Origin of the sequence: Microbacterium sp. HA-8 (genome assembly GCF_046111165.1) — a bacterium.
Classification (GTDB): Bacteria; Actinomycetota; Actinomycetes; order Actinomycetales; family Microbacteriaceae; genus Microbacterium.
The window spans coordinates 2,722,933-2,747,507 of record NZ_CP162025.1 but is presented as its reverse complement, the minus strand read 5'-3'; the positions used below and the strand labels follow the sequence as shown (position 1 = coordinate 2,747,507).

Annotated in this window: 22 protein-coding genes; 13 read left to right on the top strand and 9 right to left on the bottom strand. The window is 70.9% G+C overall.

Features of this window, described 5'->3' with window-relative positions:
- The first annotated feature begins 34 nt into the window (after positions 1–34).
- Positions 35–1,339 carry a GNAT family N-acetyltransferase gene (locus tag AB2L57_RS13110; RefSeq protein WP_409047281.1) on the top strand — a complete coding sequence of 435 codons (1,305 nt, stop codon included), beginning with the start codon at positions 35–37 and terminating at the stop codon, positions 1,337–1,339.
- A gap of 1 nt (position 1,340) precedes the next feature.
- Entirely contained in the window at positions 1,341–2,006 is a 666-nt protein-coding gene (locus AB2L57_RS13105) for an SDR family oxidoreductase (RefSeq protein WP_409047280.1), read from the top strand.
- 23 nt (positions 2,007–2,029) lie between these two features.
- On the opposite strand, the gene AB2L57_RS13100 is transcribed toward AB2L57_RS13105, so the two are convergent.
- On the bottom strand, positions 2,030–5,836 hold the full coding sequence (locus AB2L57_RS13100; RefSeq protein WP_409047279.1) for a multifunctional oxoglutarate decarboxylase/oxoglutarate dehydrogenase thiamine pyrophosphate-binding subunit/dihydrolipoyllysine-residue succinyltransferase subunit: 3,807 nt from the start codon (positions 5,834–5,836) through the stop codon (positions 2,030–2,032).
- Positions 5,837–5,985: 149 nt separating this feature from the next.
- Here AB2L57_RS13100 and AB2L57_RS13095 point away from each other — a divergent pair, with 149 nt between their 5' ends.
- The 7 genes from AB2L57_RS13095 (at position 5,986) to AB2L57_RS13065 (ending at position 13,866) form a co-directional block, all read left to right on the top strand.
- A complete protein-coding gene (locus tag AB2L57_RS13095) occupies positions 5,986–7,440 on the top strand; it encodes a GuaB1 family IMP dehydrogenase-related protein (RefSeq protein ID WP_292810348.1) in 1,455 nt (484 codons plus the stop codon).
- Positions 7,441–7,565: 125 nt separating this feature from the next.
- The gene (locus tag AB2L57_RS13090; RefSeq protein ID WP_292810350.1) at positions 7,566–8,948 is read left to right on the top strand and encodes a hemolysin family protein; all 1,383 of its coding nucleotides are present in this window, start codon (positions 7,566–7,568) and stop codon (positions 8,946–8,948) included.
- Complete coding sequence (locus tag AB2L57_RS13085) at positions 8,945–9,991, top strand: hemolysin family protein (protein WP_292810352.1); 1,047 nt, start codon at positions 8,945–8,947, stop codon at positions 9,989–9,991. The genes AB2L57_RS13090 and AB2L57_RS13085 overlap by 4 nt, the downstream gene beginning before the upstream one ends.
- Positions 9,992–10,056: 65 nt before the next feature.
- Positions 10,057–10,920, top strand: a complete 864-nt coding sequence (locus AB2L57_RS13080; RefSeq protein WP_292810354.1) for an ADP/ATP-dependent (S)-NAD(P)H-hydrate dehydratase — start codon at positions 10,057–10,059, stop codon at positions 10,918–10,920.
- 9 nt (positions 10,921–10,929) lie between these two features.
- A complete protein-coding gene (locus tag AB2L57_RS13075; RefSeq protein ID WP_409047278.1) occupies positions 10,930–12,180 on the top strand; it encodes a hypothetical protein in 1,251 nt (416 codons plus the stop codon).
- Positions 12,181–12,209: 29 nt separating this feature from the next.
- On the top strand, positions 12,210–12,518 hold the full coding sequence (locus tag AB2L57_RS13070) for a thiamine-binding protein (protein WP_292810358.1): 309 nt from the start codon (positions 12,210–12,212) through the stop codon (positions 12,516–12,518).
- Positions 12,519–12,570: 52 nt separating this feature from the next.
- Entirely contained in the window at positions 12,571–13,866 is a 1,296-nt protein-coding gene (locus tag AB2L57_RS13065) for an MFS transporter (RefSeq protein WP_409047277.1), read from the top strand.
- An 89-nt stretch (positions 13,867–13,955) separates the two neighbouring features.
- On the opposite strand, the gene AB2L57_RS13060 is transcribed toward AB2L57_RS13065, so the two are convergent.
- Positions 13,956–15,161 (bottom strand): homoserine O-acetyltransferase, encoded by a 1,206-nt coding sequence (locus tag AB2L57_RS13060; RefSeq protein ID WP_292810359.1) that lies wholly within the window; start codon positions 15,159–15,161, stop codon positions 13,956–13,958.
- 343 nt (positions 15,162–15,504) lie between these two features.
- The gene (locus AB2L57_RS13055; protein WP_292810362.1) at positions 15,505–16,827 is read right to left on the bottom strand and encodes a bifunctional o-acetylhomoserine/o-acetylserine sulfhydrylase; all 1,323 of its coding nucleotides are present in this window, start codon (positions 16,825–16,827) and stop codon (positions 15,505–15,507) included.
- 171 nt (positions 16,828–16,998) lie between these two features.
- On the opposite strand from AB2L57_RS13055, the gene AB2L57_RS13050 reads away from it, so the two are divergent.
- The 4 genes from AB2L57_RS13050 (at position 16,999) to AB2L57_RS13035 (ending at position 19,673) form a co-directional block, all read left to right on the top strand.
- Positions 16,999–17,784, top strand: coding sequence for an SDR family oxidoreductase (locus AB2L57_RS13050; RefSeq protein WP_292810364.1), 786 nt, complete (start codon positions 16,999–17,001; stop codon positions 17,782–17,784).
- Between the two features lie 69 nt (positions 17,785–17,853).
- Positions 17,854–18,348 carry a phosphoribosyltransferase gene (locus AB2L57_RS13045; protein ID WP_292810366.1) on the top strand — a complete coding sequence of 165 codons (495 nt, stop codon included), beginning with the start codon at positions 17,854–17,856 and terminating at the stop codon, positions 18,346–18,348.
- A 13-nt stretch (positions 18,349–18,361) separates the two neighbouring features.
- Positions 18,362–19,054: a uracil-DNA glycosylase gene (locus AB2L57_RS13040; RefSeq protein WP_292810368.1), complete on the top strand. Its 693-nt coding sequence runs from the start codon at positions 18,362–18,364 to the stop codon at positions 19,052–19,054.
- 10 nt (positions 19,055–19,064) lie between these two features.
- A complete protein-coding gene (locus AB2L57_RS13035; protein ID WP_292810370.1) occupies positions 19,065–19,673 on the top strand; it encodes a GNAT family N-acetyltransferase in 609 nt (202 codons plus the stop codon).
- On the opposite strand, the gene AB2L57_RS13030 is transcribed toward AB2L57_RS13035, so the two are convergent.
- The 6 genes from AB2L57_RS13030 to AB2L57_RS13005 are packed head-to-tail and all read right to left on the bottom strand — an operon-like array spanning position 19,674 to position 24,574.
- Positions 19,674–20,009 carry a protealysin inhibitor emfourin gene (locus AB2L57_RS13030; protein ID WP_292810372.1) on the bottom strand — a complete coding sequence of 112 codons (336 nt, stop codon included), beginning with the start codon at positions 20,007–20,009 and terminating at the stop codon, positions 19,674–19,676.
- Positions 19,990–21,084 (bottom strand): M4 family metallopeptidase, encoded by a 1,095-nt coding sequence (locus tag AB2L57_RS13025; protein WP_292810374.1) that lies wholly within the window; start codon positions 21,082–21,084, stop codon positions 19,990–19,992. Before AB2L57_RS13025 ends, AB2L57_RS13030 begins: the two co-directional genes overlap by 20 nt.
- Positions 21,085–21,136: 52 nt before the next feature.
- Positions 21,137–21,946, bottom strand: a complete 810-nt coding sequence (locus AB2L57_RS13020; protein ID WP_292810376.1) for an ABC transporter ATP-binding protein — start codon at positions 21,944–21,946, stop codon at positions 21,137–21,139.
- Positions 21,943–22,746, bottom strand: coding sequence for an ABC transporter ATP-binding protein (locus tag AB2L57_RS13015; RefSeq protein WP_409047276.1), 804 nt, complete (start codon positions 22,744–22,746; stop codon positions 21,943–21,945). Before AB2L57_RS13015 ends, AB2L57_RS13020 begins: the two co-directional genes overlap by 4 nt.
- Positions 22,743–23,627, bottom strand: coding sequence for an ABC transporter permease (locus tag AB2L57_RS13010; RefSeq protein WP_292810380.1), 885 nt, complete (start codon positions 23,625–23,627; stop codon positions 22,743–22,745). Before AB2L57_RS13010 ends, AB2L57_RS13015 begins: the two co-directional genes overlap by 4 nt.
- Entirely contained in the window at positions 23,624–24,574 is a 951-nt protein-coding gene (locus AB2L57_RS13005; protein WP_292810382.1) for an ABC transporter permease, read from the bottom strand. The genes AB2L57_RS13010 and AB2L57_RS13005 overlap by 4 nt, the downstream gene beginning before the upstream one ends.
- Position 24,575: the final 1 nt, after the last annotated feature.

Below are 24,575 nucleotides of genomic sequence, written 5' to 3'. Positions count from 1 at the left end.
GGATGCCCGAGCCCGGCACCGTTAGCCTCGATACATGGCACGCACCGACGCCCGCACCGTTCCGCTCGATTCCACCTCACGGCAGGCGCTCGCCGCCTCCGGCTTCCGCTATGCGGTCGTCGATCCCGCGGACGACGATGCGGCTCGTGCGTACATCCAGGCGGAGAGTCGCGGATTCCTCGGCGGCGAGCAGTCGGATGACGAGGTGGCCGAGTTCCGCGAGCAGCTCGCGTACCGGCGGTGGGTGGGCGTGTACGACGCCGGGGCCGACACGGGCTCCGCGCCCGTGGGCACGGTCAACTCGTGGACGGGGGAGCTGAGCGTCCCGGGCGAGCGCACCGTCCCGTTCTGGGCGATCAGCGGCGTGACTGTGTCGCCGACGCGTCGCCGTCGCGGCATCGCCCGGGCGATGCTCCAGGGCGAACTGCGCGCGGGTCGCGATGCCGGCCTCGCGATCGCGGGCCTCACCGTGTCCGAGGCTACGATCTACGGTCGGTTCGGGTTCGCTCCCGCTGTGCGCACCGCCGACTGGGTGATCGATACACGCCGCGCCGGCTGGGCGGGGCCGGATGCGCCGGGCACCCTCGACCACGTCGATCGGTCTGAGGCCGTGGCTCTGCTCGGCGCGCTCCACGATCGGGTGAGAGTGAATCGACCGGGCGAGGTCGATGGGTGGCTGGGGCGCTGGCGCCAGTTCGCGGCCGTGGCTCGCGGCTCGGAGCATCCCGGCCGCACCCGCGCGGTGGCCTACACGAGTCCGCAGGGGGAGCGCACCGGGCTGCTCGTCTACCGGATCACCGAGGACGAGACGGACTTCGCGCGGCACACGCTGGATGTGCGCGCACTCTTCGCGGACGGCCCCGACGCCTATGCGGCACTGTGGCGCTTCGTGATCGAGCATGACCTGGTGCATCGGGTTCACGCGCGGCTGCGGTCGATCGAAGAGCCCCTGCCATGGATGCTCCGCGATGAGCGTGGCCTCGTCTCGACGGTGCGCGACCACGGCTGGCTGCGCATCCTCGATGTGCCCGCCGCCCTCCGAGCGCGCGAATACTCCGCCGTCGCGGACGTCACGATCGAGGTCGCCGATCCGCAGGGCTTTGCGACGGGATGCTGGAGCCTGCAGATCGGGGACGATCGTCGCGCCCTCATCGACCGAACGGGTACGTCGGCACAGGTGCAGCTCTCAGCCGCGGCGCTCGCCGCCGGCTACCTCGGCGGCGTGCGCTTCTCGACGCTGCGGGGAGCCGGTCTCGTGCGCGGCGACTCCGACGCCATCGCCGCGCTGGATCGGGCGTTCACGGCGCCCACGGCTCCCCGACTCGGCATCTGGTACTGACATGCCCGTCGCACTCGTGACCGGTACGGCGCGCGCGGACAGCATCGCCGCAGCCATCGTTCCCCGGCTCGCCGCGGACGGATGGGATGTGATCACCAGCGACCGCGATACCGGCGACTACCCGTGCGACCTGTCCGATATCGCGGCGCCCACCACCCTCATCGAGCGGATCGCACGCGAACGGGGTCCGCTGTCCGCGCTGGTGCTGAGCCACGCCCACGGCGTCGAGTCCGGCATCCTCGATACAACGGCCGAGAGCTTCGATGAGCACCTTGCCGTGAATGCGCGCGCGACGCTCCTTCTGATCGCGGCGTTCGCTCGCCAGGTCGATGCGTCCGGCGGGGCGATCGTCGCATTCACGAGCGACCACACGACCGGCAACCTTCCCTACGGTGCATCCAAGGGCGCCCTCGACCGGATCGTCATCTCGGCGGCCCGCGAACTCGGGCCGCGACTGATCTCGGCCAACGTGGTCAATCCGGGTCCGGTCGACACGGGGTGGATGGACGATGAGACACGGGCGACACTGCTGGCGTATCAGCCGCTCGGAAGAGCCGGAACGCCCCCGGACATCGCCGGCATCACGTCCTTCCTGCTCTCCGACGAGGGTCGCTGGATCAGCGGCCAGCTTCTCCACGCCGACGGTGGATTCTCCGCGCGGTTCTGAGAGGTGTCGGCGTTCCTCGGCGATCAGCCGGCGGCCGGCGCGAGAGCCTTCTTCATGAGCTCGGCGTGCTCGATCGCGTGCACCTTCGGCGAGCCGGTCGCGGGCGACGCCGCGGCGGCACGGGAGATGCGGCGGATCGTGCGACCGTGCAGGTGCTTGACGACCTCGAGGGCGATGAACGGCCACGCGCCCTGGTTCTCGGGCTCGTCCTGCACCCAGTACAGCTGCGCGTTCGGGTAACGGTCGATGACGGCATTGAGCTCGTCGATCGGCGCCGGGTAGTACTGCTCGAGACGCACGAGCGCGATCGACGGGTCGGGGCGCTTGTCGAGTTCGGAGCGCAGATCCCAGTGGATCTTTCCCGCGTGCAGCAGCACCTTGGTGACGGCCGAGGCATCGAGCCCCCGGTCATCGTCGAGCACCGACTCGAAACGGCCGCTCGTGAAGTCCTCGACCGGGCTGGTCGCGCCGCGCAGGCGCAGCATCGCCTTGGGCGTGAAGACCACCAGCGGTCGGCGGGGCCGTGCGTAGGCCTGCCGGCGCAGCAGATGGAAGTAGGAGGCGGGGGTCGAGGGACGTGCGACGATCATGTTGTCCTGCGCGCACATCTGCAGGTAGCGCTCGATGCGTGCCGAGGAGTGATCCGGCCCCTGGCCCTCGTAGCCGTGGGGGAGGAGCAGGGCGACGCTGGATTGCTGACCCCACTTCTGATCGGCCGACGAGATGAACTCGTCGATGACCGACTGGGCGCCGTTGGCGAAGTCGCCGAACTGTCCCTCCCAGAGCACGAGGGCGTCGGGCCGCTCGACGGAGTACCCGTACTCGAACGCCATGGCGGCGTATTCGCTGAGCAGCGAGTCGTAGACCCAGAACTTGCCCTGACGCTCGCTGAGGTTGGCGAGCGGGATCCACTCCTGCCCGTTCGCGCGGTCGTGCATGACCGAGTGGCGCTGGACGAACGTGCCACGGCGGGAGTCCTGCCCCGCCAGGCGTACGTTCGTTCCCTCGAGCAGCACCGAGCCGAAAGCAAGCAGCTCGGCGAAACCCCAGTCGATGGTGCCGTTGCGGCTCATGTCCAGGCGCTTGTCGAGCAGCTGCTGGATCTTGGGATGCACCGTGAAACCGTCGGGCTTGTTGACGAACGCGTCGCCGATCAGGTGCACGACATCGGTCGACACCCCCGTGGTCTCGAGTTCGCCCCACGAGATCTCGCCCGTCTCGTCGGCGGCGGCGTCCGAGACGACATCGTGCGCCCCCGTCTCGGCCGCGTGGGTCTCGGCGAAGGCGACCTCGAGGCGATCCTGGAAGTCGCGCTTGGCCTTCTCGTACTCGGCCTCGGTGATGTCGCCACGACCGACGAGGGACTCGGTGTAGAGGCGGCGGACCGAGCGTTTGGCCTCGATGAGGTTGGTCATCAGCGGCTGCGTCATCGAGGGGTCGTCACCCTCGTTGTGACCGCGGCGGCGGTAGCAGATGAGATCGATCACGACGTCGCGGTGGAAGCGCTCGCGGTATTCGAAGGCGAGCTGGGCGACGCGCACGACGGCCTCGGGGTCATCGCCGTTGACGTGGAAGATCGGCGCCTGGATGGTCTTGGCGACATCCGTGGCGTACACCGAGGATCGGGCGTCCTGGGGGAGGGTCGTGAAGCCGACCTGGTTGTTGACCACGACGTGGATCGTGCCGCCCGTGCGGTAGCCGCGCAGCTGCGACATCTGCAGGGTCTCGACCACGACCCCCTGGCCGGCGAAGGCCGCATCGCCGTGTACGAGGATCGGCAGCCACGAGAAGGTGCCGACGGGCTTGCGGTCCTGTTTGGCCCGCACGATGCCCTCGAGCACGCCGTCGACCGTCTCGAGGTGCGAGGGGTTGGCCGCCAGGTAGACCGGCAGCTCCTCGCCGCCGTCGCTGATGAAGGTGCCCTCGGTGCCGAGGTGGTATTTCACATCGCCGGAGCCGCGCTTGTTGCCGAGCGCGACGGAGCCCTCGAACTCGCGGAACACCTGACCGTAGGTCTTGCCCGCGATGTTCGTCAGCACGTTCAGGCGACCGCGGTGCGCCATGCCGATCGCGGCGCCGTCGAGGCGGGCCTCGGCCGCGCCCTGCAGGATCTCGTCGAGGAGGGGGATGAGCGATTCGCCGCCCTCGAGGCTGAAGCGCTTCTGGCCGACGTACTTGGTCTGCAGGAAGGTCTCGAACGCCTCGGCCTCGTTGAGCTTGCTGAGGATGCGCAGCTGCTCGTCGTGGCCGGGTTTGGTGTATTTGACCTCGACCTTCTGCTGGAACCAGCGGCGCTGCTCCGGGTCCTGGATGTGCATGTACTCGATGCCGAGTGTGCGGCAATACGAGTCCCGCAGCACGCCCAGGATGTCGCGCAGCTTCATCATGCGCTTGCCGCCGAAGCCGCCCGTGACGAACTCCCGGTCGAGGTCCCAGAACGTCAGCCCGTGCTCCTCGATCTCGAGGTCGGGGTGGGTCCGCTGGACGTATTCGAGCGGGTCGGTGTCGGCCATCAGGTGCCCGCGAACCCGGTAGGAGTTGATGAGCTCCTGCACACGCGCCTGCTTGTCGATGCGCTCGGCGACGTCGACGTTGATGTCGGCGGCCCAGTGGATCGGTGCGTACGGGATGCGGAGCGCCGCGAAGATGTCGTCGTAGAAGCCGCGCTGCCCGATGAGCAGCTCGTGCACCTTCTTGAGGAACTCGCCCGATCCCGCGCCCTGGATGACGCGGTGGTCATAGGTGCTCGTCAGGGTGATCGTCTTGCCGATCGCGAGCTCGTTGAGGGTCTTGTCGCTCGCGCCCTGGAACTCGGCCGGATACTCGAGGGCGCCGGCGCCCACGATGCAGCCCTGGCCCTTCATCAGGCGCGGCACGGAGTGCACCGTGCCGATGCCGCCAGGGTTGGTGAGCGAGATCGTCGTGCCCTGGAAGTCGGTCGCCGCGAGCTTGCCCGCCCGCGCACGGCTCACCAGGTCTTCGTAGGCTGCGAGATACTCGCCGAACGCCATGGTGTCGGCGCGCTTGATGCTCGGAACCATGAGCGCGCGCGTGCCGTCGGGTTTGGGCAGATCGATCGCGATGCCGAGGTTGATGTGCGCCGGAGCCACGACGGCGGGCTTGCCGTCGACCTCGGCGAAGAAGACGTTCTGGCTCGGGAACTCTTTGAGTGCCTGGATGATCGCCCAGCCGATCAGGTGGGTGAAGCTGATCTTGCCGCCACGCGTGCGCGACATGTGGTTGTTGATGACGATCCGGTTGTCGATCATCAGCTTTGCCGGGATCGTGCGCACGCTCGTCGCGGTCGGCACGGTCAGCGACTCGTCCATGTTGGCCGCGAGCGCCTTCGGCATCCCGCGGAGCGGGGTGACCTTGTCGGCCTCGAGCGGCTCTTCGGAGGACGTCGCCGACGTGACGGGTGCCTGCGCGGGGATCGGCTGGCGCGCGGCGGGCTTGGCCGTCGTCCGGGCGACGGGCTGCGCGCCCATCACGGGGATGGGAGCGGTCCCGGGGTGCGGCTCCGATCCGGCGGAGTTCGACGCGGGCGCCGGGTCAGCCGGGGCGGGGGGTGCGGCCTTCGCGGCGGTCGCCGACGGCGGTGCCGCCTCGGACCTCGGCGCCGTGGGCACGGACTGCTCGCCGGCGCCGGCTGCAGCATCCGTGCCGTTCTCCACATCGACGGGGTGGTAGGCCTCGAGGATCGGCCACCAGGCCTTGTCCACTGAATTCCGATCCGCGGTGAACTGCTCGTAGAGTTCGTCCACGAGCCACTCGTTGGCCCCGAATTCTCCCTCGTTCGAAGTCCCGACGCCCGCCACCTGGCTCGACACGCTCGATCGCCCTCTTTCATCGATGAAGTGTGGTTCGCGCGTGGCTTTCGTGCCTGCCGCGCACGACTACCAACCTATCCCAGAATCCGCGCCCCCGTTCCGGCACGCGCGGCCCTGGCGGGGCCGGGCGGAAGGGTTACCTTAAAGGAATGGACTTCTCCGGTGAACGCCCGATGGTCGATCTGACCTACTCCGATGTGTTCCTGGTACCGCGGCGATCCGATGTCTCGAGCCGCCTGCAGGTGGACCTCGCGCCCGCGGACGGCACCCCGGCCACGATCCCGCTCGTGTCGTCCAACATGAACTCCGTCACGGGCGCGCGGCTCGCGGCGACGCTGGCCCGGCGGGGCGGACTGGGCGTCCTGCCGCAGGACCTCCCGCTGCAGGAGCTCGACTCCGCCATCCGGTGGGTGAAGTCGCAGCCCGTGCCCTGGGACACGCCGCTCGTGCTGCCCCCCGATGCGACCGCCGCCGACGCGCTGCGGCTGCTGCCGGCGACCCCGGGTCACGGCATCGTCGTCGGGGAGGGCGGGCCCCGCGTGCGAGCGGGCGCGATCAACGGCATCGTGCCGGCCGCACGGCTCGCGACCGCGCTGCCCGACGCCCGACTGGGCGACCTCGCGCGACCCGACGCCCCGGCCCTCGACGCCGAGGACGTCACCGACCCCCGCGCGGCGTTCGATCTCATCGTCGAGGCGGGCGTCGATCTCGTCGCGGTCGTCGAGCACGGCCACCTCGTCGGCACGCTCAGCCGCCGCAGCGCTCTGCGCTCGACGCTCTACCGACCCGCCGTGGACGCCGCGGGCCGCCTCGCCGTCGCGGCGGCGGTCGGCATCAACGGCGACGTCGCGGGCAAAGCGCGCGCGCTCGCGGCCGCGGGCGTGGATGTGCTCGTCGTCGACACCGCCCATGGGCATCAGGAGGGCATGCTGAGGGCGCTCCGCGAGGTCGCGGCCCTCGACCTCGGACTTCCGATCGCCGCGGGCAACATCGTCACCGCCGAGGGCGTGCACGATCTCGTCGTCGCGGGCGCGACGATCCTGAAGGTCGGCGTCGGTCCCGGCGCGATGTGCACGACCCGCATGATGACGGCGGTGGGGCGTCCCCAGTTCTCCGCGGTGCTCGAGACCGCCGAGGCTGCGCGCGTGATGGGCGCGCACGTGTGGGCCGATGGCGGGGTGCGGTATCCGCGCGATGTGGCGCTCGCGCTGGCGGCGGGGGCGGCATCCGTGATGGTGGGATCGTGGTTCGCGGGCACGATCGAGGCACCCGGCGAGCTCCTGGTGGACGCCGAAGGCCGCGCCTACAAGGAGTCGTGGGGCATGGCCTCGACCAAGGCCGTGCACGAGCGGTTCGGGCGGCTCGACCCCTACGAACTCGCCCGCAAAGAACTCTTCGCGGAGGGGATCTCGTCGTCGCGGATCTATCTCGACCCGCTGCGTCCCGGCCTCGAGGACCTGCTCGACATGATCACGTCGGGTGTGCGGTCCTCCTTCACGTACGCGGGTGCGGCGTCGGTGCCCGAGTTCCACGACCGTGCGCTCGTGGGACTGCAATCGGCCGCCGGGTACGAGGAGGGCAAGGCGCTGCCGGTCAGCTGGTAGCGGGGATGCCGTCACCCGGTTTTCGGCGGGCGTCCTGCCGTTAGACTGATCGGCACAATGGACGACCCTCCCAGTTGCAGACGCACGCCCCACCGCCCGCTCTCTCGCATCCGAGGGGCTGACGCATGACGTACGACTACATCATGTTGGGCGTGGGGCTTCTGCTGATCGTGGGCACCGGCCTGTTCGTGGCGAGCGAGTTCGCCCTCGTCAACCTCGACCGCGCCGACCTCGAGGCGCGCCGCGATCGCGGCGAGACACGGCTCTCGCTGACCATCAGCGCGCTGAAGATCACCTCGACGCACCTCTCCAGCGCGCAGCTGGGCATCACCCTGACGACGCTGCTGACCGGATACACGATGGAGCCGGCACTGTCGAACTTCCTCCGGCCGGTGCTGACGGGGTGGGGGCTTCCCTCGGGGCTCGTCTCCCCGCTCGCGGTCATCGTCGCGGTCACGGTCGCCACGGTGCTGTCGATGATCGTCGGCGAGCTCGTGCCCAAGAACTTCGCCCTGGCGCTGCCGCGTCAGACCGCCAAGCTCGTCATCCCGTTCCAGGTCGCCTTCACGGCCGTGTTCCGGCCCGCGATCGCCCTCCTCAACGGCTCGGCCAACGGCATCCTCCGCTCGATGGGCATCGAACCCAAGGAGGAGCTCTCGGGCGCCCGCACGGCCGAGGAGCTCTCCTCCCTCGTGCGGCGCTCCGCGAGCGCCGGCGTGCTCGAGCAGGACACCGCGTCGCTCCTGAACCGCACCCTGCTCTTCTCCCGTCTGAGCGCGGCCGATGTCATGACGCCGCGCCCTTCGATGCACTCCCTCTCCCGTGACGACTCGGCCGACGACGTCATCCAGATCGCCCGGCGCACGGGGCACAGCCGATTCCCCGTCTTCGGCGAGTCGCTCGATGACATCGTCGGCGTCGTCCATCTCAAGGCTGCCGTGGCCGTGCCGCGCGAGCGCCGCGCCGAAGTGCCGGCCGGCGCCCTCGCGAGCGAGCCGCTGCGCGTGCCCGAGACGGTGCACCTCGACGGCCTCATCGCCGAGCTGCGCGCGCGCGGCTATCAGCTGGCGATCGTCGTCGACGAGTACGGCGGCACCGCCGGTGTCGTCACCCTCGAGGATCTCGTCGAGGAGATCGTCGGCGAGGTCGCCGACGAACACGACCGCAGCCGCGCCGGCATCGTGCGGCAGAAGGACTCGATCACCTTCCCCGGCAACTGGCGCCCCGACGAGCTCATCGACCGCACCGGCATCCGCGTGCCCGAGGGCGAGGTCTACGACACCGTCGGGGGCTTCCTCATGAGCGAGCTCGAACGCATCCCCGTCGTCGGCGACGAGGTCCGTCTGGAGGGCGGGATGCTGTCGGTGCAGCGCATGGACGGACGACGCGTCGACCGCGTGCGCTTCACCCCCGACCCGGAGCCCGAGCCCGAGGCCGACACCGCTCAGATGACGGGACCGCAGCGCATCCTCAGGGACCGCGTGGCGAGCGAGAGGGGTGCACGATGAGCGATTGGGCCGGAATCATCTGGCTGGTCGTGCTGCTCGCGGTCAACGCGTTCTTCGTCGGCGCGGAGTTCGCCGTGATCTCGGCGCGACGGTCTCAGATCGAGCCTCTGGCGGAAAAGGGCTCCCGCGCCGCCAAGACCGCGCTGTTCGCCATGGAGCACGCGACCCTCATGCTCGCGACCTCGCAGCTGGGTATCACCGTGTGTTCCCTGCTGATCCTGAACGTCTCCGAGCCCGCGATCCACCACCTGCTCGAGATCCCCTTCTCCCTCACGGGCCTGCCCGAGGCGGCGGTCGATGTCACGGCCTTCGTGGTCGCGCTGCTGATCGTGTCGTACCTGCACGTCGTGTTCGGCGAGATGGTGCCGAAGAACCTCGCCTTCACCCTCCCCGATCGCGCGGTGCTGCTGCTCGCGACGCCGCTGGTGTGGGTGGCCCGGATGCTGCACCCGGTGATCTGGACGCTGAACTGGATCGCGAACCACGTGCTGCGCCTGTTCCGAGTCGAGCCGAAGGACGAGGCGGCGTCGACGTTCACGCTCGATGAGGTCGCGACGATCGTGAACCAGTCCACGAGCGAGGGCGTGCTCGATGACTCCACCGGAGCGGTGCTCGCCGCGGTGGAGTTCACCGACAAGAAGGCCCGCGACATCGCGGTGCCCCTGCACGATCTGGTCACCCTTCCCGAGACGACGACGCCGCTCGAGATCGAGCGCGCGGTCGCCACGCACGGCTACTCGCGCTACGTGATCGTCGACGCCGGCGGCGAGCCGGTCGGCTACGTGCACCTCAAGGACATCCTCCGCGAGGCGGATGTCTCCGATGCGCGTCTGGACGAGCCGGTTCCCTCGAAGCGGGTGCACCACATGATCCCCGTGCAGGAGACGACAGACCTCGAGGACGCCCTCGCCACGATGCGTCGCGCCGGCCGCCACCTGGCCCGTGTGCGGGACGGGGAGGGGCGCACCACGGGCGTGCTCTTCCTCGAGGACATCATCGAGGAGCTCGTCGGCGAGGTGCAGGACGCCACCCGGCGCGTCTGACCGCCGGACCGGAGGCCCCGCGCGCGTCGGCGCGGGGTCTCGGAGCCGCGGAGTAGCGTGAAGGCATGCAGGACTCCGGGTCGTGGTCGCGAGCCGACGCCGCCGCGCACCTGCGCGCCGCGGCCGATCGCGACGACAAGTACACCCGCGGCGTCGTCGGGATGCGCACGGGTTCGCCGGCGTATCCGGGTGCGGCCGTTCTGGGTGTCGAGGCCGCGTGGCGCGCGGGCGCCGGCATGGTGCGCTACGTCGGAGAGCCCGAGGTCGGTCGCGCGGTGCTCGCCCGGCGCCCCGAGACGGTGCTCGCCGCGGGGCGCGTGCAGGCCTGGGTGATCGGATCGGGAACCGACCCGAAGCATCGCAGCGCGCAGGAGGAGCGGGCCCTTCGCGACCTGCTCGGTGCAGAGACGCCGGTCGTCGTCGACGCGGGGGCCCTGGATCTCGCCGCCGCAGCGACCGCTCCCGTGCTCGTGACCCCGCACGCGGGCGAGTTCGCGCGGTTGCGACGGATGCTGGGGCTCGACCCCGATGCGGGCGCCGATGTCGACGCGGTGCGCCGCACGGCCTCGGTGCTCGGTGCCGCCGTGCTGCGCAAAGGCGCCGAGACGATCGTCGCGACACCCGGCGGCTGGTGCGCCCGCATCCGCTCCGGAACCCCGTGGCTCTCGACGGCGGGGACGGGAGATGTGCTGGCCGGCGTCCTCGGGGCGATCATCGCGGCGGCGAGCGAGCGCGAGGGATTCGACGTCGAGACGCTCGGGCCGCTGGCCGCGACCGGGGCGTGGGTGCACGGCGTGGCCGGGCGGCGCGCGGCCGGGGATCCGGACGGACACGGCCCCGGGCATCCCCTCGTCGCGCTCGAGGTCGCCGAGGCGTTGCCGCGAGTCATCGGCGACCTGCTCGGCGGCGGCGCGGGCCCGCGCGCCTAGGATTGTCGGGTGTCGAGGCGGGGGCTGCTGTGGACGGCGTTCGCCGCCGTGCATCTGATCGTCGCCGCGCTCGGCTGGCTGCTGCCCAACCAGCCGATGGGCGATGTGTATCTCGTGTACGAACCGTGGGCGGCGTCGACGCTCAGCGGGTCCGGCATCCCGGGCATCCACTCGAGCTTCGTCTACCCGCAGCTCGCCCTCGTCCCGATGCTCCTCGCCGAGGCGCTGTCGTGGGCAGGCGGGTACATCATCGCGTGGGCGGTGCTCGTGACGGCGTTGGATGCTGTCGCCTTCGCCGTGCTCGTCGGCCGTGCGCGATCGCGCGGTCGTGTGCGGGCGGCGTGGTTCTGGCTCGGGTTCGCGCTGCTGCTGGGGCCGATCGGGATGTACCGGATCGACGCGATCACCGTGCCGATCGCGGTGGTCGCGCTGCTTCTGCTGGCCCGCCGGCCGGTGCTCGCGGCCGCGCTCCTGACCGCGGGTGCGTGGATCAAGGTCTGGCCCGCCGCGCTGGTGGCCGCGGCCGCGGTCGCGGTTCGCCGCCGGGTTTCGGTCATCGTGTCCGCTGCGGCGGTCAGTCTCGCCGTGCTCGGTGCGATCGTCGCGGCGGGGGGTGCCGCGCACGCGCTGGGCTTCGTCACGGGACAGACGGGCCGGGGTCTGCAGCTCGAGGCACCGGTGAGCGCGTTCTACCTGTGGCGCGCGGTCCTCGGCGAGGACGGGTCCTTCATCTACTACGACGGCGACATGCTCACCTTCCAGGTCGCGGGTCCCGAGGTCGACGTCGTGATCGCCCTCATGACGCCGCTGCTCGCGTGCGCGGGCGGCGCGGTGCTTGTGCTCGGCGCCATCAAGGCCTGGCGAGGCGCGTCGTTCGCCCGGCTGATGCCGCCGCTCGCCCTCGCGCTGGTGCTCGTGCTGATCGTCGTGAACAAGGTGGGGTCGCCGCAGTTCCAGACCTGGTTGATCGCGCCGCTCGTGCTGTGGATCGTGCTCGATCGCACGGCCGCGCGACTGCCCGCCGCTCTGGCGCTGATCGTCGCGGCCCTCACCATGGCCGTGTACCCGCTGACCTACGGCGGGCTGCTGGCCGCCGACTCCTTCGCCGCCACCGTACTGACCGCCCGCAATGCGCTCGTGATCGGTCTGCTCGTGCTCGTTCTCGTGCACCTCGCGCGCGTGCCCGTGCGGCGGGCCCGCATCCGGCGGCCGGCTGCACCCGGCGCCGAGGCCGACGCGCGGTACGCACCCTCGTCCTGATCCCTTCCCTCGAATCCCCGGAGGTCCTCATGCTCATCGCCTTCAGCGTCGCCCCCAGCGGCACCGGTCGTGCCGACGGATCCGTGCACGACGCGGTCGCCGCCGCGGTGCGGGTCGTCCGCGACTCCGGCCTGCCCCACCGCACGACGTCGATGTTCACCGAGGTGGAGGGGGAATGGGACGAGGTGTTCGACGTCGTCCGTGCGGCCACCGAGGCGGTGCTGCCCTTCGGATCCCGTGTCTCGCTCGTTCTCAAAGCAGACATCCGCCCGGGTTTCACGGGTGAGCTCGACGGCAAGATCGAGCGCCTCGAGCGCGCCATCGACGACACGCCCTGACCTCCGGCATCCCTCGTCGAATCGATTCGATCGGTGCGTTAGACTCGCCCCTGTGACCCCCACTTCTCGCACGCGGGGGGCGGCGGCGTGGGCGCTCCTCTCGCTCGCCGTCGGCAGTTTCGGCATCGGCATGACCGAGTTCACCGTCATGGGCCTGCTGCCCGACATCGCACAGGACCTGCTGCCCGACGTCTGGGCGATCTCGCCCGACCGGGCCATCGCCGACGCGGGCTGGCTCATCACCCTGTATGCGCTCGGCGTCGTCATCGGGGCCCCCACGATCTCGGGTCTCGCGGCGCGCTACCCGAGGCACCTCGTGATCCTCGGTCTGGCGGCTGCGCTGTCGCTGTTCACCACGCTGACCGTCGTGGCGCCCACCTTCGAGCTCGTCGCCCTCTCGCGCCTGCTGGCAGGTCTGCCGCACGGGGCGTTCTTCGGCATGGGTGCCCTCATCGCCGCGGACGTGCTCGGGCCCGGAAAACGGGCGAAGGGCGTGGCCTTCGTCCTGACCGGCCTCACCGTCGCGAACGTCGTGGGCGTGCCCCTCGGCACCTTCCTCGGGCAGGTTGCCGGCTGGAGGGCGGCGTTCGCCGTCGTCGCCGCGATCTTCGCGCTCGCGGCGGTCATGCTCGCCGTCTTCACCCCGCGCCACGCGGGTGACCCCAGCCGCACCTTCCGCGGCGAGCTGCGGGTCTTCCGCATCGGTCAGGTGTGGCTCGCCCTCGCGATCGGTGCGATCGGATTCGGCGGCTTCTTCGCGGTCTACAGCTACATCGCGCCGCTGGTGACCGAGGTCTCGGGAAGCCCCGAGTGGACGGTGCCGCTCGTGCTCGTCGTGATGGGACTGGGCATGACGCTCGGCAACCTGCTCGGCGGGTACTTCGCCGACCGCGACCTGCGGCGCACGCTGCTCGGCGGACTCATCGCGCTCGCGGTCGTGCAATCTCTGCTCGCCCTGACTGCGGCCTGGATCGTGCCGCTCGTGCTCTTCGTCTTCCTGGTCGGAGCGGCGTCGTCGCTGACGAGCCCCGTGATCCAGACCCGCCTGATGGATGTCGCGGGCGACAACCAGTCCATTGCCGCGGCCCTCAACCATTCGGCCCTGAACATCGGCAACAGCATGGGGGCCTTCCTCGGCGGACTGGTCATCGCCGCCGGATGGGGCTTCGTGATGCCCGCCTGGGTGGGCGTCGCGCTCGCGGTGGCTGGGTTCGGCGTCGCCGTCCTGAGCTTCGGGCTCGAGCGACGCGCGGACGCGCTCGCGCTGGCGTCGTCGTCCGTGTCGGATTCCCCGGAGGTCGTCGAGCGACGCGAGCTCTCCGCAACCGGACCGATGCGCACGCTCTGACCGTGGCTCGCCACCTCGGGGCGGGGCGGGCGGGGCGGGGCGGGCGCCGGGGGCGCGGCGGGCTACGCCGGGGCGGGACGGCGCCGGGCTCAGGCGTCCAAGAGTCGACGCAGGTGCCGGCTGACGGCATCCGTCTCGATGAGAAAGCCGTCGTGGCCGAAGTCGCTCGTGATCACGGTCGCGCGGTCGCCGTCGAGGGTGTCGGGGATGCTGCGTGCGATGCGGTGCTGACCCTCGACCGGAAAGAGCCGGTCGCTGTCGATCCCGAGCACGAGTGTGCGGGCGGTGACCGCGCGCAGCGCCTCTTCGACGCCGCCGCGGTCGCGCCCCACGTCGTGCGAGTTCATCGCCTCGACGAGCGTGATGTAACTGTTGGCGTCGAAACGGCGCGTGAACCGGTTGCCGTGGAAGTCCAGGTAGGACTCGACGGCGAACCGGCCGCCGTGGCCGAGCGGGCTCACTCCCGACTGCCAGGAGCGCTGGAAACGCTGGTTCAACTCGGTGGGGCTGCGGTAGTTCAACAGCGCCATGCGGCGGGCGAGCGCGAGTCCGCGATGGGGACCGTCGCCGTCGGCGGAGTCGTAGTACTCGCCGCGCTGGAATCGCGGGTCGATGGCGATCGCCTCGAGCTGCACGGAGTTCAGCGCGATCTGGTCGGCGGTGTTGATGGGGGGAGCGGCGAGCACCGCCAAGCGCGTGACCCGCTCGGCATGGCCGGCGCCCCACTCCAGCGCGTGCATGCCGCCCATGGATCCGCCGACGACGGCCGCCCACACGTCGATCCCGAGGGCGTCCGCGAGGCGCACCTGTGCGGCGACCTGGTCGCGGATCGTGAGGTACGGAAACCGCGAGGCCCATTCGTAGCCGTCGGGAGCGATGCTTGCGGGACCGGTCGAGCCCTGGCATCCACCCAGCATGTTCGGCGCGACCACGAACCAGCGATCGGTGTCGATCGGGGCGCCCGGGCCGACGATGTCGGACCACCAGCCGTCCGTGGGGTGGCCGGGGGCCGCTTCGCCGCGCACGTGGCTGTCGCCGGTGAGCGCATGGAGCACGAGGACGGCATTGTCGCGGGTGGGGGAGAGCTCGCCCCAGGTCTCGAACGCGAGTCGGAAGCCCGGCAGTTCCTCGCCGCCCTCGGCGCGGAACGACCCGAAGGCCGCGAAGCGCCGGTCGCCCGCCGGGTCGCCGTCGCGCCAGGCGCCGGTGGCGGGCGGGCGGGCGCGCAGCAGGCGTGCGTCGGCCTCCGTCACGGGCGACGCGGGCGCCGTGTCTTCGGAGGTCTGCCAGTCCATCAGGCCATTCTGCCGCGTCGGTCAGCGGGCGGCGCCCACGTTACGCGCCCGCTCCCGCAGCGTTGGGGCGTCAGAACGACGTTGGGGCGCGGAGCAGCGCGCCCCAACGTCGTTCTGACGCCCCAACGCGGGGCATCGTGCGGGCGACGGGCCAGGGCGGGATGTCGTGCCCGGGCGCCGTGCGGCGCCGGGTGCGGGGCCCGAGTGGGCCAACATTCCGGAGGCATTGTGCGCGCGGGGTGGGCGACACTCGTGATCCCGCGGCAGTGGTGCAGGCGCCGCCGCGGATCTCCGGAATGTTGTGCCGCACGCCCGGGTGTCCGGGCGTGCGGCACACGGATTCTCAGGCGCGCGCGGCCTCGGCGACGCGTCGCGCGGCCGCGAGGGCCTGCTCGAGATCGGCCTTGAGGTCATCGACGTTCTCGATGCCGACCGACAGGCGCACGAGCCCGGGCGTCACGCCCGTCGTCAGCTGCTGCTCGGGCGTCAGCTGCGAGTGCGTCGTCGATGCCGGGTGGATCACGAGCGAGCGCACGTCGCCGATGTTGGCGAGGTGGCTGAACAGCGTGAGCGAATTGACGAACTCACGACCCGCCTCCACACCGCCCTTGAGCTCGAACGAGAGAACCGCACCGACGCCCTTGGGCGCGTAGGTGTTGGCTGCGGCGTACCACGGCGAGGTGGGAAGGCCCGAGTAGTTCACCGAGGCGACATCGTCCTGGTTCTCGAGCCACTCCGCGATCTCCTGCGCGTTCTGCACGTGCCGTTCGATGCGCAGCGAGAGGGTCTCGATGCCCTGGATGAGCAGCCACGCGCTCTGCGGCGAGATCGACGCGCCGAGGTCGCGCAGCAGCTGCACGCGCGCCTTGATCACGTAGGCGAGGGCGTCGCCCACCGCGGTCGTGTAGCTCGCACCGTGGTACGAGGGGTCGGGCTCGGTGAGACCGGGGAACTTCTCGACGTTCTGCGACCACCCGAACCGGCCGCCGTCGACGATGACGCCGCCGATGACCGTGCCGTGTCCGCCCAGGAACTTCGTCGCCGAATGGATGACGATGTCGGCGCCGTGCTCGAAGGGCTTGATCAGGTAGGGGGTCGCGATCGTGTTGTCGACGATCAGCGGCAGGCCGTTCTCGTGGGCGACTCCCGCGACCTTGGCGATGTCGAGGATGTTGATCTTGGGGTTGCCGATCGTCTCGGCGAAGAACAGCTTGGTGTTCGGCCGGACCGCCGCCTGCCACTCGGCCGCGTCGTCCTGGTTCTCGACGAACGTCGTCTCGATGCCGAGCTTGGCGAGGGTGTACTTGAAGAGGTTGTAGGTGCCGCCGTAGATCGAGCTCGACGAGACGATGTGGTCGCCGGCCTGCGCGATGTTGAGCACGGCGAAGGTCTCGGCGGCCTGGCCGCTCGCCACCAGCAGCGCCCCGGTGCCGCCCTCGAGCGCGGCGATGCGCTGCTCGACGACATCCTGGGTCGGGTTCATGATGCGCGTGTAGATGTTGCCGAACTCCGCCAGCGCGAAGAGGTTCGCGGCATGGTCGGTGTTGTCGAACACGTACGACGTCGTCTGGTAGATCGGCGTCGCGCGCGCCTTGGTGGTCGGGTCGGGCTGGGCGCCGGAGTGGACCTGCTTGGTCTCGAAACGCCAGTTCTCGGGTGCGGACATTGTCGTCCTCCTGGTCGGTGGTTCTCGGCCACGTGGCGGTTGCCGGGCCTCAGGCGAGAGTACGGTCGCCGGATGCTGTCAACAACGGATCGGTCATGTTACGTAACCTGCAGGTCGACGCGGCCCCGCCCCGCGTCGTGTCGGGGCTCGGGCGAGCGTTAGCGTGGAGGCATGGCGAACAGACGTGCGGTCGTGACGGGAGCGAGCTCGGGAATCGGTGAGGCGACGGTACGCGCACTGCGCGGCGCCGGGTGGGATGTTGTGGGCGTGGCCCGCCGGGCGGACCGCCTCGCAGCTCTCGAGGCCGAGACGGGTGCCGGGGTGTTCGCCGCCGATCTGACCGCGCAGGCCGACATCGACGCGCTCGCCGCGTGGCTCGCCGATTCCGGACCGGTGCACGCGCTCGTGCACGTGGCGGGCGGCGCCCGCGGCACCGATCGCGTCGAGGACGGTCTCGCCGAGGACTGGACGTGGATGTTCGAGGTGAATGTGCTCTCCGCCCAGCGCCTTGTCGCCGCTCTCATGCCGCAGTTGCGCGCCGCGGCCGCCGCAGACGGCCATGCCGACACGCTTTTCGTGACCTCGACGGCGGCGCAGGTGGCCTACCCGGGCGGTGCGGGCTACAACGCCGCGAAGGCGGGCGAGTCCATGCTCGTGCGCGCGCTGCGTCTCGAACTGAGCGGCGAGCCGATCCGCGTCGTCGAGATCGCGCCCGGCATGGTGCAGACGCCCGAGTTCACCCTCAATCGTCTGGCCGGAGACAGCGCCGCCGCCGATCGGGTCTACGAGGGCGTCGAGGCCCCGCTCGTCGCCGAAGACGTCGCCGATGTGATCGCGTACGCGCTCGGCGCGCCCGGGCACGTCAACCTCGACCTCGTCACGATGCGCCCCGTCGCCCAGTCCGCCCAGCATGTGCTGGCCCGCGGTCCGCTGCGGGTGCGCGGCGCGAGCGAATGAACGGGATGCCGGGGCACGGCGCTGCGGCAGGTGAGGGCGCCGGCGCGGCCGGCCGGAAGGAGCACGGCGATGGCTGAGGCGAGGGGCGAGCGCGAGACGCTCACGTGGGACGGGTTCGGCGAGGCGTGTCGAGATCTGGCGCGGGAGATCGTCGCCGACGCATTCGTGCCCGAGGTCGTGGTCGCGATCGCGCGCGGCGGGCTGCTGCCGGCGGGGGCGATCGCCTACGGGCTCGGCATCAAGAACTGCGGCGCGCTGAACGTCGAGTTCTACACCGGCATCGGCACGGTTCTCGACGCGCCCGAGCTGTTGCCGCCGGAACTGGACATGACGTATCTGGGTGGCAAGCGGGTGCTGCTCGTGGACGACGTCGCCGACAGCGGACGCACGCTCGCCCTCGCCGTGAAGCTGCTGGCCGATCAGGGGGCGATCGTGCGCTCGGCGACGATCTACACCAAACCCGGCACCATCGCCGTTCCCGACTACGCGTGGAAGGACACCCCCCTGTGGATCGACTTCCCCTGGTCGTGGCAGGGTTCTGTGCTTGAAGAGGATGCGGCCTGAGGCGCGCGAGCCGATGGCGCGCACGCTCGCGGATCTCGCTGGCGCGGGACTGATCGACTCCGGCTGGGCGCGGGAACTCGCGCCGGTCGGCCCGCAGATCGCGGCGCTGGGCGAGCGCCTGCGCGTCGAGACCGCGAGCGGGCGGGGTTATCTGCCCTCCGGCGATCGAGTGCTCCGTGCCTTCGCCCGCCCGTTCGACGACGTGCGTGTGCTCATCGTCGGACAGGACCCTTATCCGACACCCGGTCACCCGATCGGTCTCTCGTTCGCCGTCGATCGCCATGTCCGACCGCTGCCCCGGAGCCTGGGGAACATCTACCGGGAGCTGGAGGACGACCTCGGCATCCCGCCCGCACCGCACGGCGACCTCTCGGCGTGGTCCGATCAAGGGGTGCTGCTGCTGAACCGCGTGCTGACCGTCGCCCCGGGGGCCCCTGCCTCGCACCGAGGCTGGGGGTGGGAAGCGGTCACCGAGCACGCGATCCGGGCGCTCGCCGGGCGCGAGCGTCCGCTCGTGGCGGTCCTGTGGGGGCGGGACGCGGCCGGCCTGCGGCCGATGCTGGGCGCGGTGCCGATCGTCGAGTCGCCGCATCCGTCGCCGCTGTCCGCCTCGCGTGGATTCTTCGGCTCACGTCCGTTCTCGCGCGTGAACGAGCTGCTCGAGAACCAGGGATCCGCACCGGTCGACTGGCGGGTGCCCGCGTAGGCTGTAGGCCATGCTCGAGGAGGAATACGACAAGCCCCGCCGGCTTCCCCGTCACCTGCGCCGTCCGCCCGAGCCGGAACGGCCGTTCACCTTCGAGATCCGCCCCGCCGAGGTGCGCGACATTCCCGACATCCGCGAGATCTACAACTACTACGTCACCAACTCGGTCGTCACGTTCGACGAGAAGCGCTGGTCGCTCAAGAAGTGGCGCGAGAAGTTCGATCATCTGACGTCGCTCGGGCTCCCCTTCCTCGTCGCCGAGAGCCCCAGCGGTCAGATCCTCGGATACGCCCTCGTCGCGCCGTGGGCGGGCAAGTCCGCATTCCGCTACACCGTCGAGAACTCCATCTACCTCGGGCACGCGGCGACGGGCAAGGGCCTCGGCCGCGCGCTGCTCGAGGCGCTGATCGCCGCGTGCGAGCAGCAGGGCATCCGCGAGATGGTCGCCGTCATCAGCGACAGAGGAGCGGACGCGTCCATCGCGCTGCACGAGCGGCTCGGGTTCGTCGAGGTGGGCCGGATGGGCAGGGTGGGGTTCAAGTTCGGCCGATGGCTCGGCACGGTCTACCTGCAGAAGTCGTTGAAGCCGGTCAAGAAGCGCGGCCTGTTCCGCCGCTGATCACTCGCGGCCTGCGGTGCCGCGGGCGCGCACCTCGTCGACGAGGTCGCGCCACGGCCCCCGCACGTCCCCGTCCGGCAGGCTCGTCGTCCGCTCGGTCTCCCCGCAGCGGGCGCGAATCGCCCACACGAAGCGGTCCGCGCCGCGGGTCGCGACGTCGGCGGGCTGCTCGTCCCACGCGCAGCGATCGATCAGCGCCGTCCAGAACCGGGCGTCGGGCCCGGTGGCATCGGCGCGCCACACGCGCGGGACTCCCGCCATCCCGCCGCTGCGCGCCACGCGAACCGAGACGGATGCCGCCTCGGCGGCCTCCTGATCAGACGAGATCTCGTCCATCCCACAGGCCGACGTCGATCCAGCCCGCCCGGACCGCCTCGGCCACCTCCGAATTCTCACCGTACTCCGCGACGGCGGCGGACAGGGTGGCGCGGGCGAAGGTCTCGAAATCGGCGGTGGCCGCCAGGCCTCCCGTGAGCGCGTGGTACCAGACCCGCCCGGCCCGCTGCCAGGCCGGCTCGTCGAGTGTCAACGCCGTCACGACGAAGGCGCGGTTGGGGATGCCGGAATTGATGTGCACGCCGCCGTTGTCGTCGTCGGTGACGACGAAGTCCCGCATGTGGGCGGGCTGCGGATCGCGGCCCAGGATGTCGTCGTCGTACGCCGTGCCGGGTGCGCGCATGGAGCGCAGCGCCACGCCCTCGACCTCTGGTGTGAAGATGCCCGCGCCGATGAGCCAGCTCGCGTCGGCGGCGCTCTGACCCCGCAGATGCTGTTCGGTCAGGGCGCCCAGCACGTCGGCGATCGATTCGTTCAGTGCGCCCGGCTGGTCGCGGTACACGAGGTCGGCGGTGTGCTGGATGACACCGTGGGCGAGCTCGTGTCCGATCACCGAGACGGATCCGGTGAAACCCGTGAACACCTCCCCGTCCCCGTCGCCGAAGACCATGCGCCCGCCGTCCCAGAACGCGTTGTCGTAGTCGCGTCCGTAGTGCACGGTTGCGCGCAGGGTCGCGCCGCGCCCGTCGATGGAGACCCGCTCGAACGCGTCGAGAAGCATGTCGAAGGTGGCGCCGAGGCCCTCGAACGCCTGGTTGACGGCGATGTCGTCGACGGGGCCGGTGTCTTCGGTGCGCACGGTCACCCCCGGCAGCACCTCGAGGCGCTGGGCGTCGCTGATGACCCGGTCGGGCGCGTCGCGCACCTGCGCGACGAGCGCCCCCTCACCATCGACCGTGAGCTCCATCGCCGTCCGTCGCGTGCGCAGCACGGGATCGTGCGCCAGCGTCTGGCGCGCGGCGTGGCGGGCGACCGCGAATCGCTCCGGCGCCTGGTCTGCGATGCGGGCGAGCAGGTAGGGCGGCACGATGCCGCGGCGGGGGGCGGACACAGGAGCGAGCGGCGGCGTGGTCATGGGTCGAGGGTACGGCGGGTACCCGACATCGACCGTGGCGGCGCGGCCGCCCTCAGTCGAGCGGCGAGGCGGGATCGATGGTGGGGATCGAATCCAGCAGGCGTCTGGTGTACGCCACCTGCGGCTCCAGCAGCACGCGTTCGGTGGGCCCCTCCTCGACGATGCGGCCGTCCTTCATCACGACGACGGTGTCGCAGAGATTCTGCACGACGCCGATGTCGTGCGACACCATCAGCAGCGCCATCCCCGTCCGCCGCCGCAGCTCGCGCAGCAGCTCGAGGATCTGGGCGCGGACCGTCACATCGAGGGCGGAGAGCGGTTCGTCGCCCACCAGCAGGCGTGGGCGGTGCACGATCGCACGCGCGATTGCGATGCGCTGACGCTGGCCCCCGGAGAACTCGTGCGGAAAGCGTTCCGCCATCGACGGCTCGAGCCCGACCTGATCGAGCACCTCGCGCACGCGCGCTCGGCGGTCGCCCTCGATGTCCAGGGCCCACAGCGGCTCGCCGACGATGCGTCCCACGCTCATCCGGGGGTCCAGCGAGGCGTACGGGTCCTGGAACACGATCCCCGTCTGCCGGCGCAGCCAATGCAGCGACCGAGCGGAGGCCCGGGCGTCGACGGGGCGCCCGTCGAAGGACACGGTTCCCGACGTCGGCAGGTCCAGGGCGAGCGCCAGCCGCACCAGCGTGGACTTGCCCGACCCGGACTCGCCGATCACGCCGACCGCCTCGCCCTCGCGCACATCGACATCCGCGTCGACCAGGGCGGTCGCCGTGCGTCGCCGCCCGATGAGCGAGTCTCGGGGCAGCGTGTGCACGCGCGTCAGGCCCCGCGCCTGGAGCAGGATGCCGGAACTCACGGTGCACCGCCGTCCCGGCGATCGGCCGACCGCCAGAGCGTCGCCGTCGCGTCACGCAGAAGTCCCTGCGTCACGGGGGAGACCGGTCGCGAGAGCAGGTCGGCGACGGGGGCGTCCTCGGCGACCCGTCCGTGCTCGAGCACGACGCCGTGCGTCGCGATCCGGGCGAGGACGGCGAGATCGTGGGTGATGAAGACCAGCGACATCCGGTCGTCGCGCACGAGTTGCGTGAGCAGGTCGAGCACGTCGGCCTGGATGGTGACATCGAGCGCCGTCGTCGGCTCATCGGCGATGAGCAGCCGAGGCCGGCAGGCGAGCGCCATGGCGATGGCGACGCGTTGGCGCTGGCCGCCGGAGAGCTGGTGGGGATAGCGCGAGACGATGTACTCGGGGCCGGGAAGGCTCACCCGCCGGGCCTGCGCGAGGGCCCGATCGTTCGCGGTACGGCGTGAGACCCGTTCGTGGATGCGGATCGACTCCGCGATCTGACGACCCACCGGGCGAATGGGATTCAGCGCGGTGCGGGGCTCCTGGAACACGATTCCGATCTGGTCGCCGCGTATCGCCGCGAGTTCGCGCTCGGACAGCCCGATCAGCTCGCGTCCATCCCAGCGCACGCTGCCCGATGCGGTGGCGCCTTCCGGCAGCAGGCCCAGGATCGCCAGCGCGGTCAGGGACTTCCCCGACCCCGACTCGCCGATCAGACCCACGCGTGCGCCGTCGGGTACGTCGAAGGAGACGCCGTCGACGACCCGTCGCCCGGCGACGTCGACACTCAGGTCGCGCACCTCCAGGCTCACGAGACCACCGCCGGGGTGTGTGCGCGCGCCTCTCGCGCGGCTCCGCGGGCGTCCCGGAGGGTCGGGTCGGTCGCCTCGCGAACGGCGTCGCCCAACAGGTTCAGGCCGAGCACGGTCACCGTGATCACGAGGCCGGGCGTGAGCACCGAGAGCGGGTAGACCTGGATGTAGCTCTGCAGGTCTGCCAGCAGTCGCCCCCACGACGGTTCGGTGACGGACGCACCGAACCCGAGGTAGGACAGCCCCGCCTCGGCCAGCACGGCGACGGCCATCGACCACGACAGCTGCACGATGAAGACCGGCGCGACGTTCGGCAGCAGATGACGGAGGAGATTCTGCGACGGCGTGAGGCCGGCCGCGCGTCCCGCGAGCACGAAGTCGCTGTGCAGGACGCGGCGCAGCTCCGGGCGCGTGACGCGGGCGATGTTGACCCCGAACCCGATACCCACCGCCCACACGACGACCCAGAGCGACCCGCCCCACACCGACGAGATCATCATCGCGATCAGCAGCACGGGAAAGGCGATCAGGATGTCCACGAGCACGGCGACCGATTCGCGCACCCAGCGCGCGGCCAGCGCGCCGGCCGCGGCGAGGGCGAGGCCCACGAGCGTGGCGACGGCGCCCGCACCCGCGGCGACCGCGACGGTGGTGCGGGCGCCCGCCATGAGCATGCTGAGGATGTCGCGGCCGGTGTTGTCGGTTCCGAGCAGGTGCGGCCACCCCGGCGCGGACCAGCGCGCGGCGATGTCCACCCGCTGCGGGTCGAAGGGAGTCCAGATCAGCGAGACGAGGGCGGTGAGACCGATGGCGGCCACCACGAGCAGCCCGAACCGACCCGTCGACAGATTCCACAGGCGCGACAGCCACCGCGCTCTCATGCCGCCTCCCGCAGTCGCGGGTCCAGTGCACGGTGCACGAGATCGACGACGAACCCGAGCACCAGGACGAAGCCGGTCAGCACCAGCAGCTCTCCCTGGACCTTCTCGAGGTCGCGGGCCCCGACATCCGTCACCAGCATGCGTCCGATCCCCGGCAGCGCGAAGAGCTGCTCGATGACGACCGAGCCCACGATGATGCCGGCCACCTGAAGCGCGAGGACGGTGATCACCGAGAGTGCGACGTTCGGCAGCCCGTGCCGGACGAGCGCTTGATCTCGGGTGAGGCCCTTCGCCGCGGCGGTGCGCACGTAATCCTGGCCGACGGCCTGCAGCGTCGCGCTGCGCACGAATCGCATGAGCATCGCCCCCTCGATGACGCCGATCGTGAGCGCGGGGAGCACCAGCGCGCGCACGGCGGCGGCGGGATCATCCCATCCCGCCCGCGGAAATCCCTGGGCCGGGAGCCAGCCCAGCCACACCGCGAAGACGACGACACCCAGCATCCCGGCCCAGACGACCGGCACGGCAGCGAGTGTCTGGGCCCCGACGCTCAGTCCGGTCGCGCCGGCCCGGCCGCGCCGCATGGCCGCGAGCACACCGAGCGGCAGCGCGATCAGCATCGCGATCAGCAGCGCCAGCAGTCCCAGCGGCACCGTCACCTGCGCCTTCTGCCACAGCTCATCGGCCACCGATGACCCGGTGAGGAACGAGGTGCCGAGGTCGCCCCGCAGAACTCCGCCGATCCAGTCGAGGTACTGCACCACGAGAGGGCGATCCAGACCCAGCCGCACGCGGATGGCGGCGACCTGTTCGGGGGTGCCCTGCGTGCCCGCGATCATCTGGGCGACATCGCCGGGCAGCACGCGCAGTGTCACGAAGATCAGCACGCTCGCGACCAGAAGCCCCACGATCAGGAGGGCCGTGCGGGTCGCGGCGTAACGGATCACG

Coding starts and splice junctions, on each gene's coding strand:
- AB2L57_RS13050 (WP_292810364.1), top strand. CDS start 16,999: ATGGCGAACAGACGTGCGGTCGTGACGGGAGCGAGCTCGGGAATCGGT.
- AB2L57_RS13080 (WP_292810354.1), top strand. CDS start 10,057: ATGCAGGACTCCGGGTCGTGGTCGCGAGCCGACGCCGCCGCGCACCTG.
- AB2L57_RS13070 (WP_292810358.1), top strand. CDS start 12,210: ATGCTCATCGCCTTCAGCGTCGCCCCCAGCGGCACCGGTCGTGCCGAC.
- AB2L57_RS13030 (WP_292810372.1), bottom strand. CDS start 20,009: ATGGACGAGATCTCGTCTGATCAGGAGGCCGCCGAGGCGGCATCCGTC.
- AB2L57_RS13090 (WP_292810350.1), top strand. CDS start 7,566: ATGACGTACGACTACATCATGTTGGGCGTGGGGCTTCTGCTGATCGTG.
- AB2L57_RS13045 (WP_292810366.1), top strand. CDS start 17,854: ATGGCTGAGGCGAGGGGCGAGCGCGAGACGCTCACGTGGGACGGGTTC.
- AB2L57_RS13025 (WP_292810374.1), bottom strand. CDS start 21,084: ATGACCACGCCGCCGCTCGCTCCTGTGTCCGCCCCCCGCCGCGGCATC.
- AB2L57_RS13055 (WP_292810362.1), bottom strand. CDS start 16,827: ATGTCCGCACCCGAGAACTGGCGTTTCGAGACCAAGCAGGTCCACTCC.
- AB2L57_RS13035 (WP_292810370.1), top strand. CDS start 19,065: ATGCTCGAGGAGGAATACGACAAGCCCCGCCGGCTTCCCCGTCACCTG.
- AB2L57_RS13010 (WP_292810380.1), bottom strand. CDS start 23,627: ATGAGAGCGCGGTGGCTGTCGCGCCTGTGGAATCTGTCGACGGGTCGG.
- AB2L57_RS13040 (WP_292810368.1), top strand. CDS start 18,362: ATGGCGCGCACGCTCGCGGATCTCGCTGGCGCGGGACTGATCGACTCC.
- AB2L57_RS13085 (WP_292810352.1), top strand. CDS start 8,945: ATGAGCGATTGGGCCGGAATCATCTGGCTGGTCGTGCTGCTCGCGGTC.
- AB2L57_RS13095 (WP_292810348.1), top strand. CDS start 5,986: ATGGACTTCTCCGGTGAACGCCCGATGGTCGATCTGACCTACTCCGAT.
- AB2L57_RS13110 (WP_409047281.1), top strand. CDS start 35: ATGGCACGCACCGACGCCCGCACCGTTCCGCTCGATTCCACCTCACGG.
- AB2L57_RS13105 (WP_409047280.1), top strand. CDS start 1,341: ATGCCCGTCGCACTCGTGACCGGTACGGCGCGCGCGGACAGCATCGCC.
- AB2L57_RS13060 (WP_292810359.1), bottom strand. CDS start 15,161: ATGGACTGGCAGACCTCCGAAGACACGGCGCCCGCGTCGCCCGTGACG.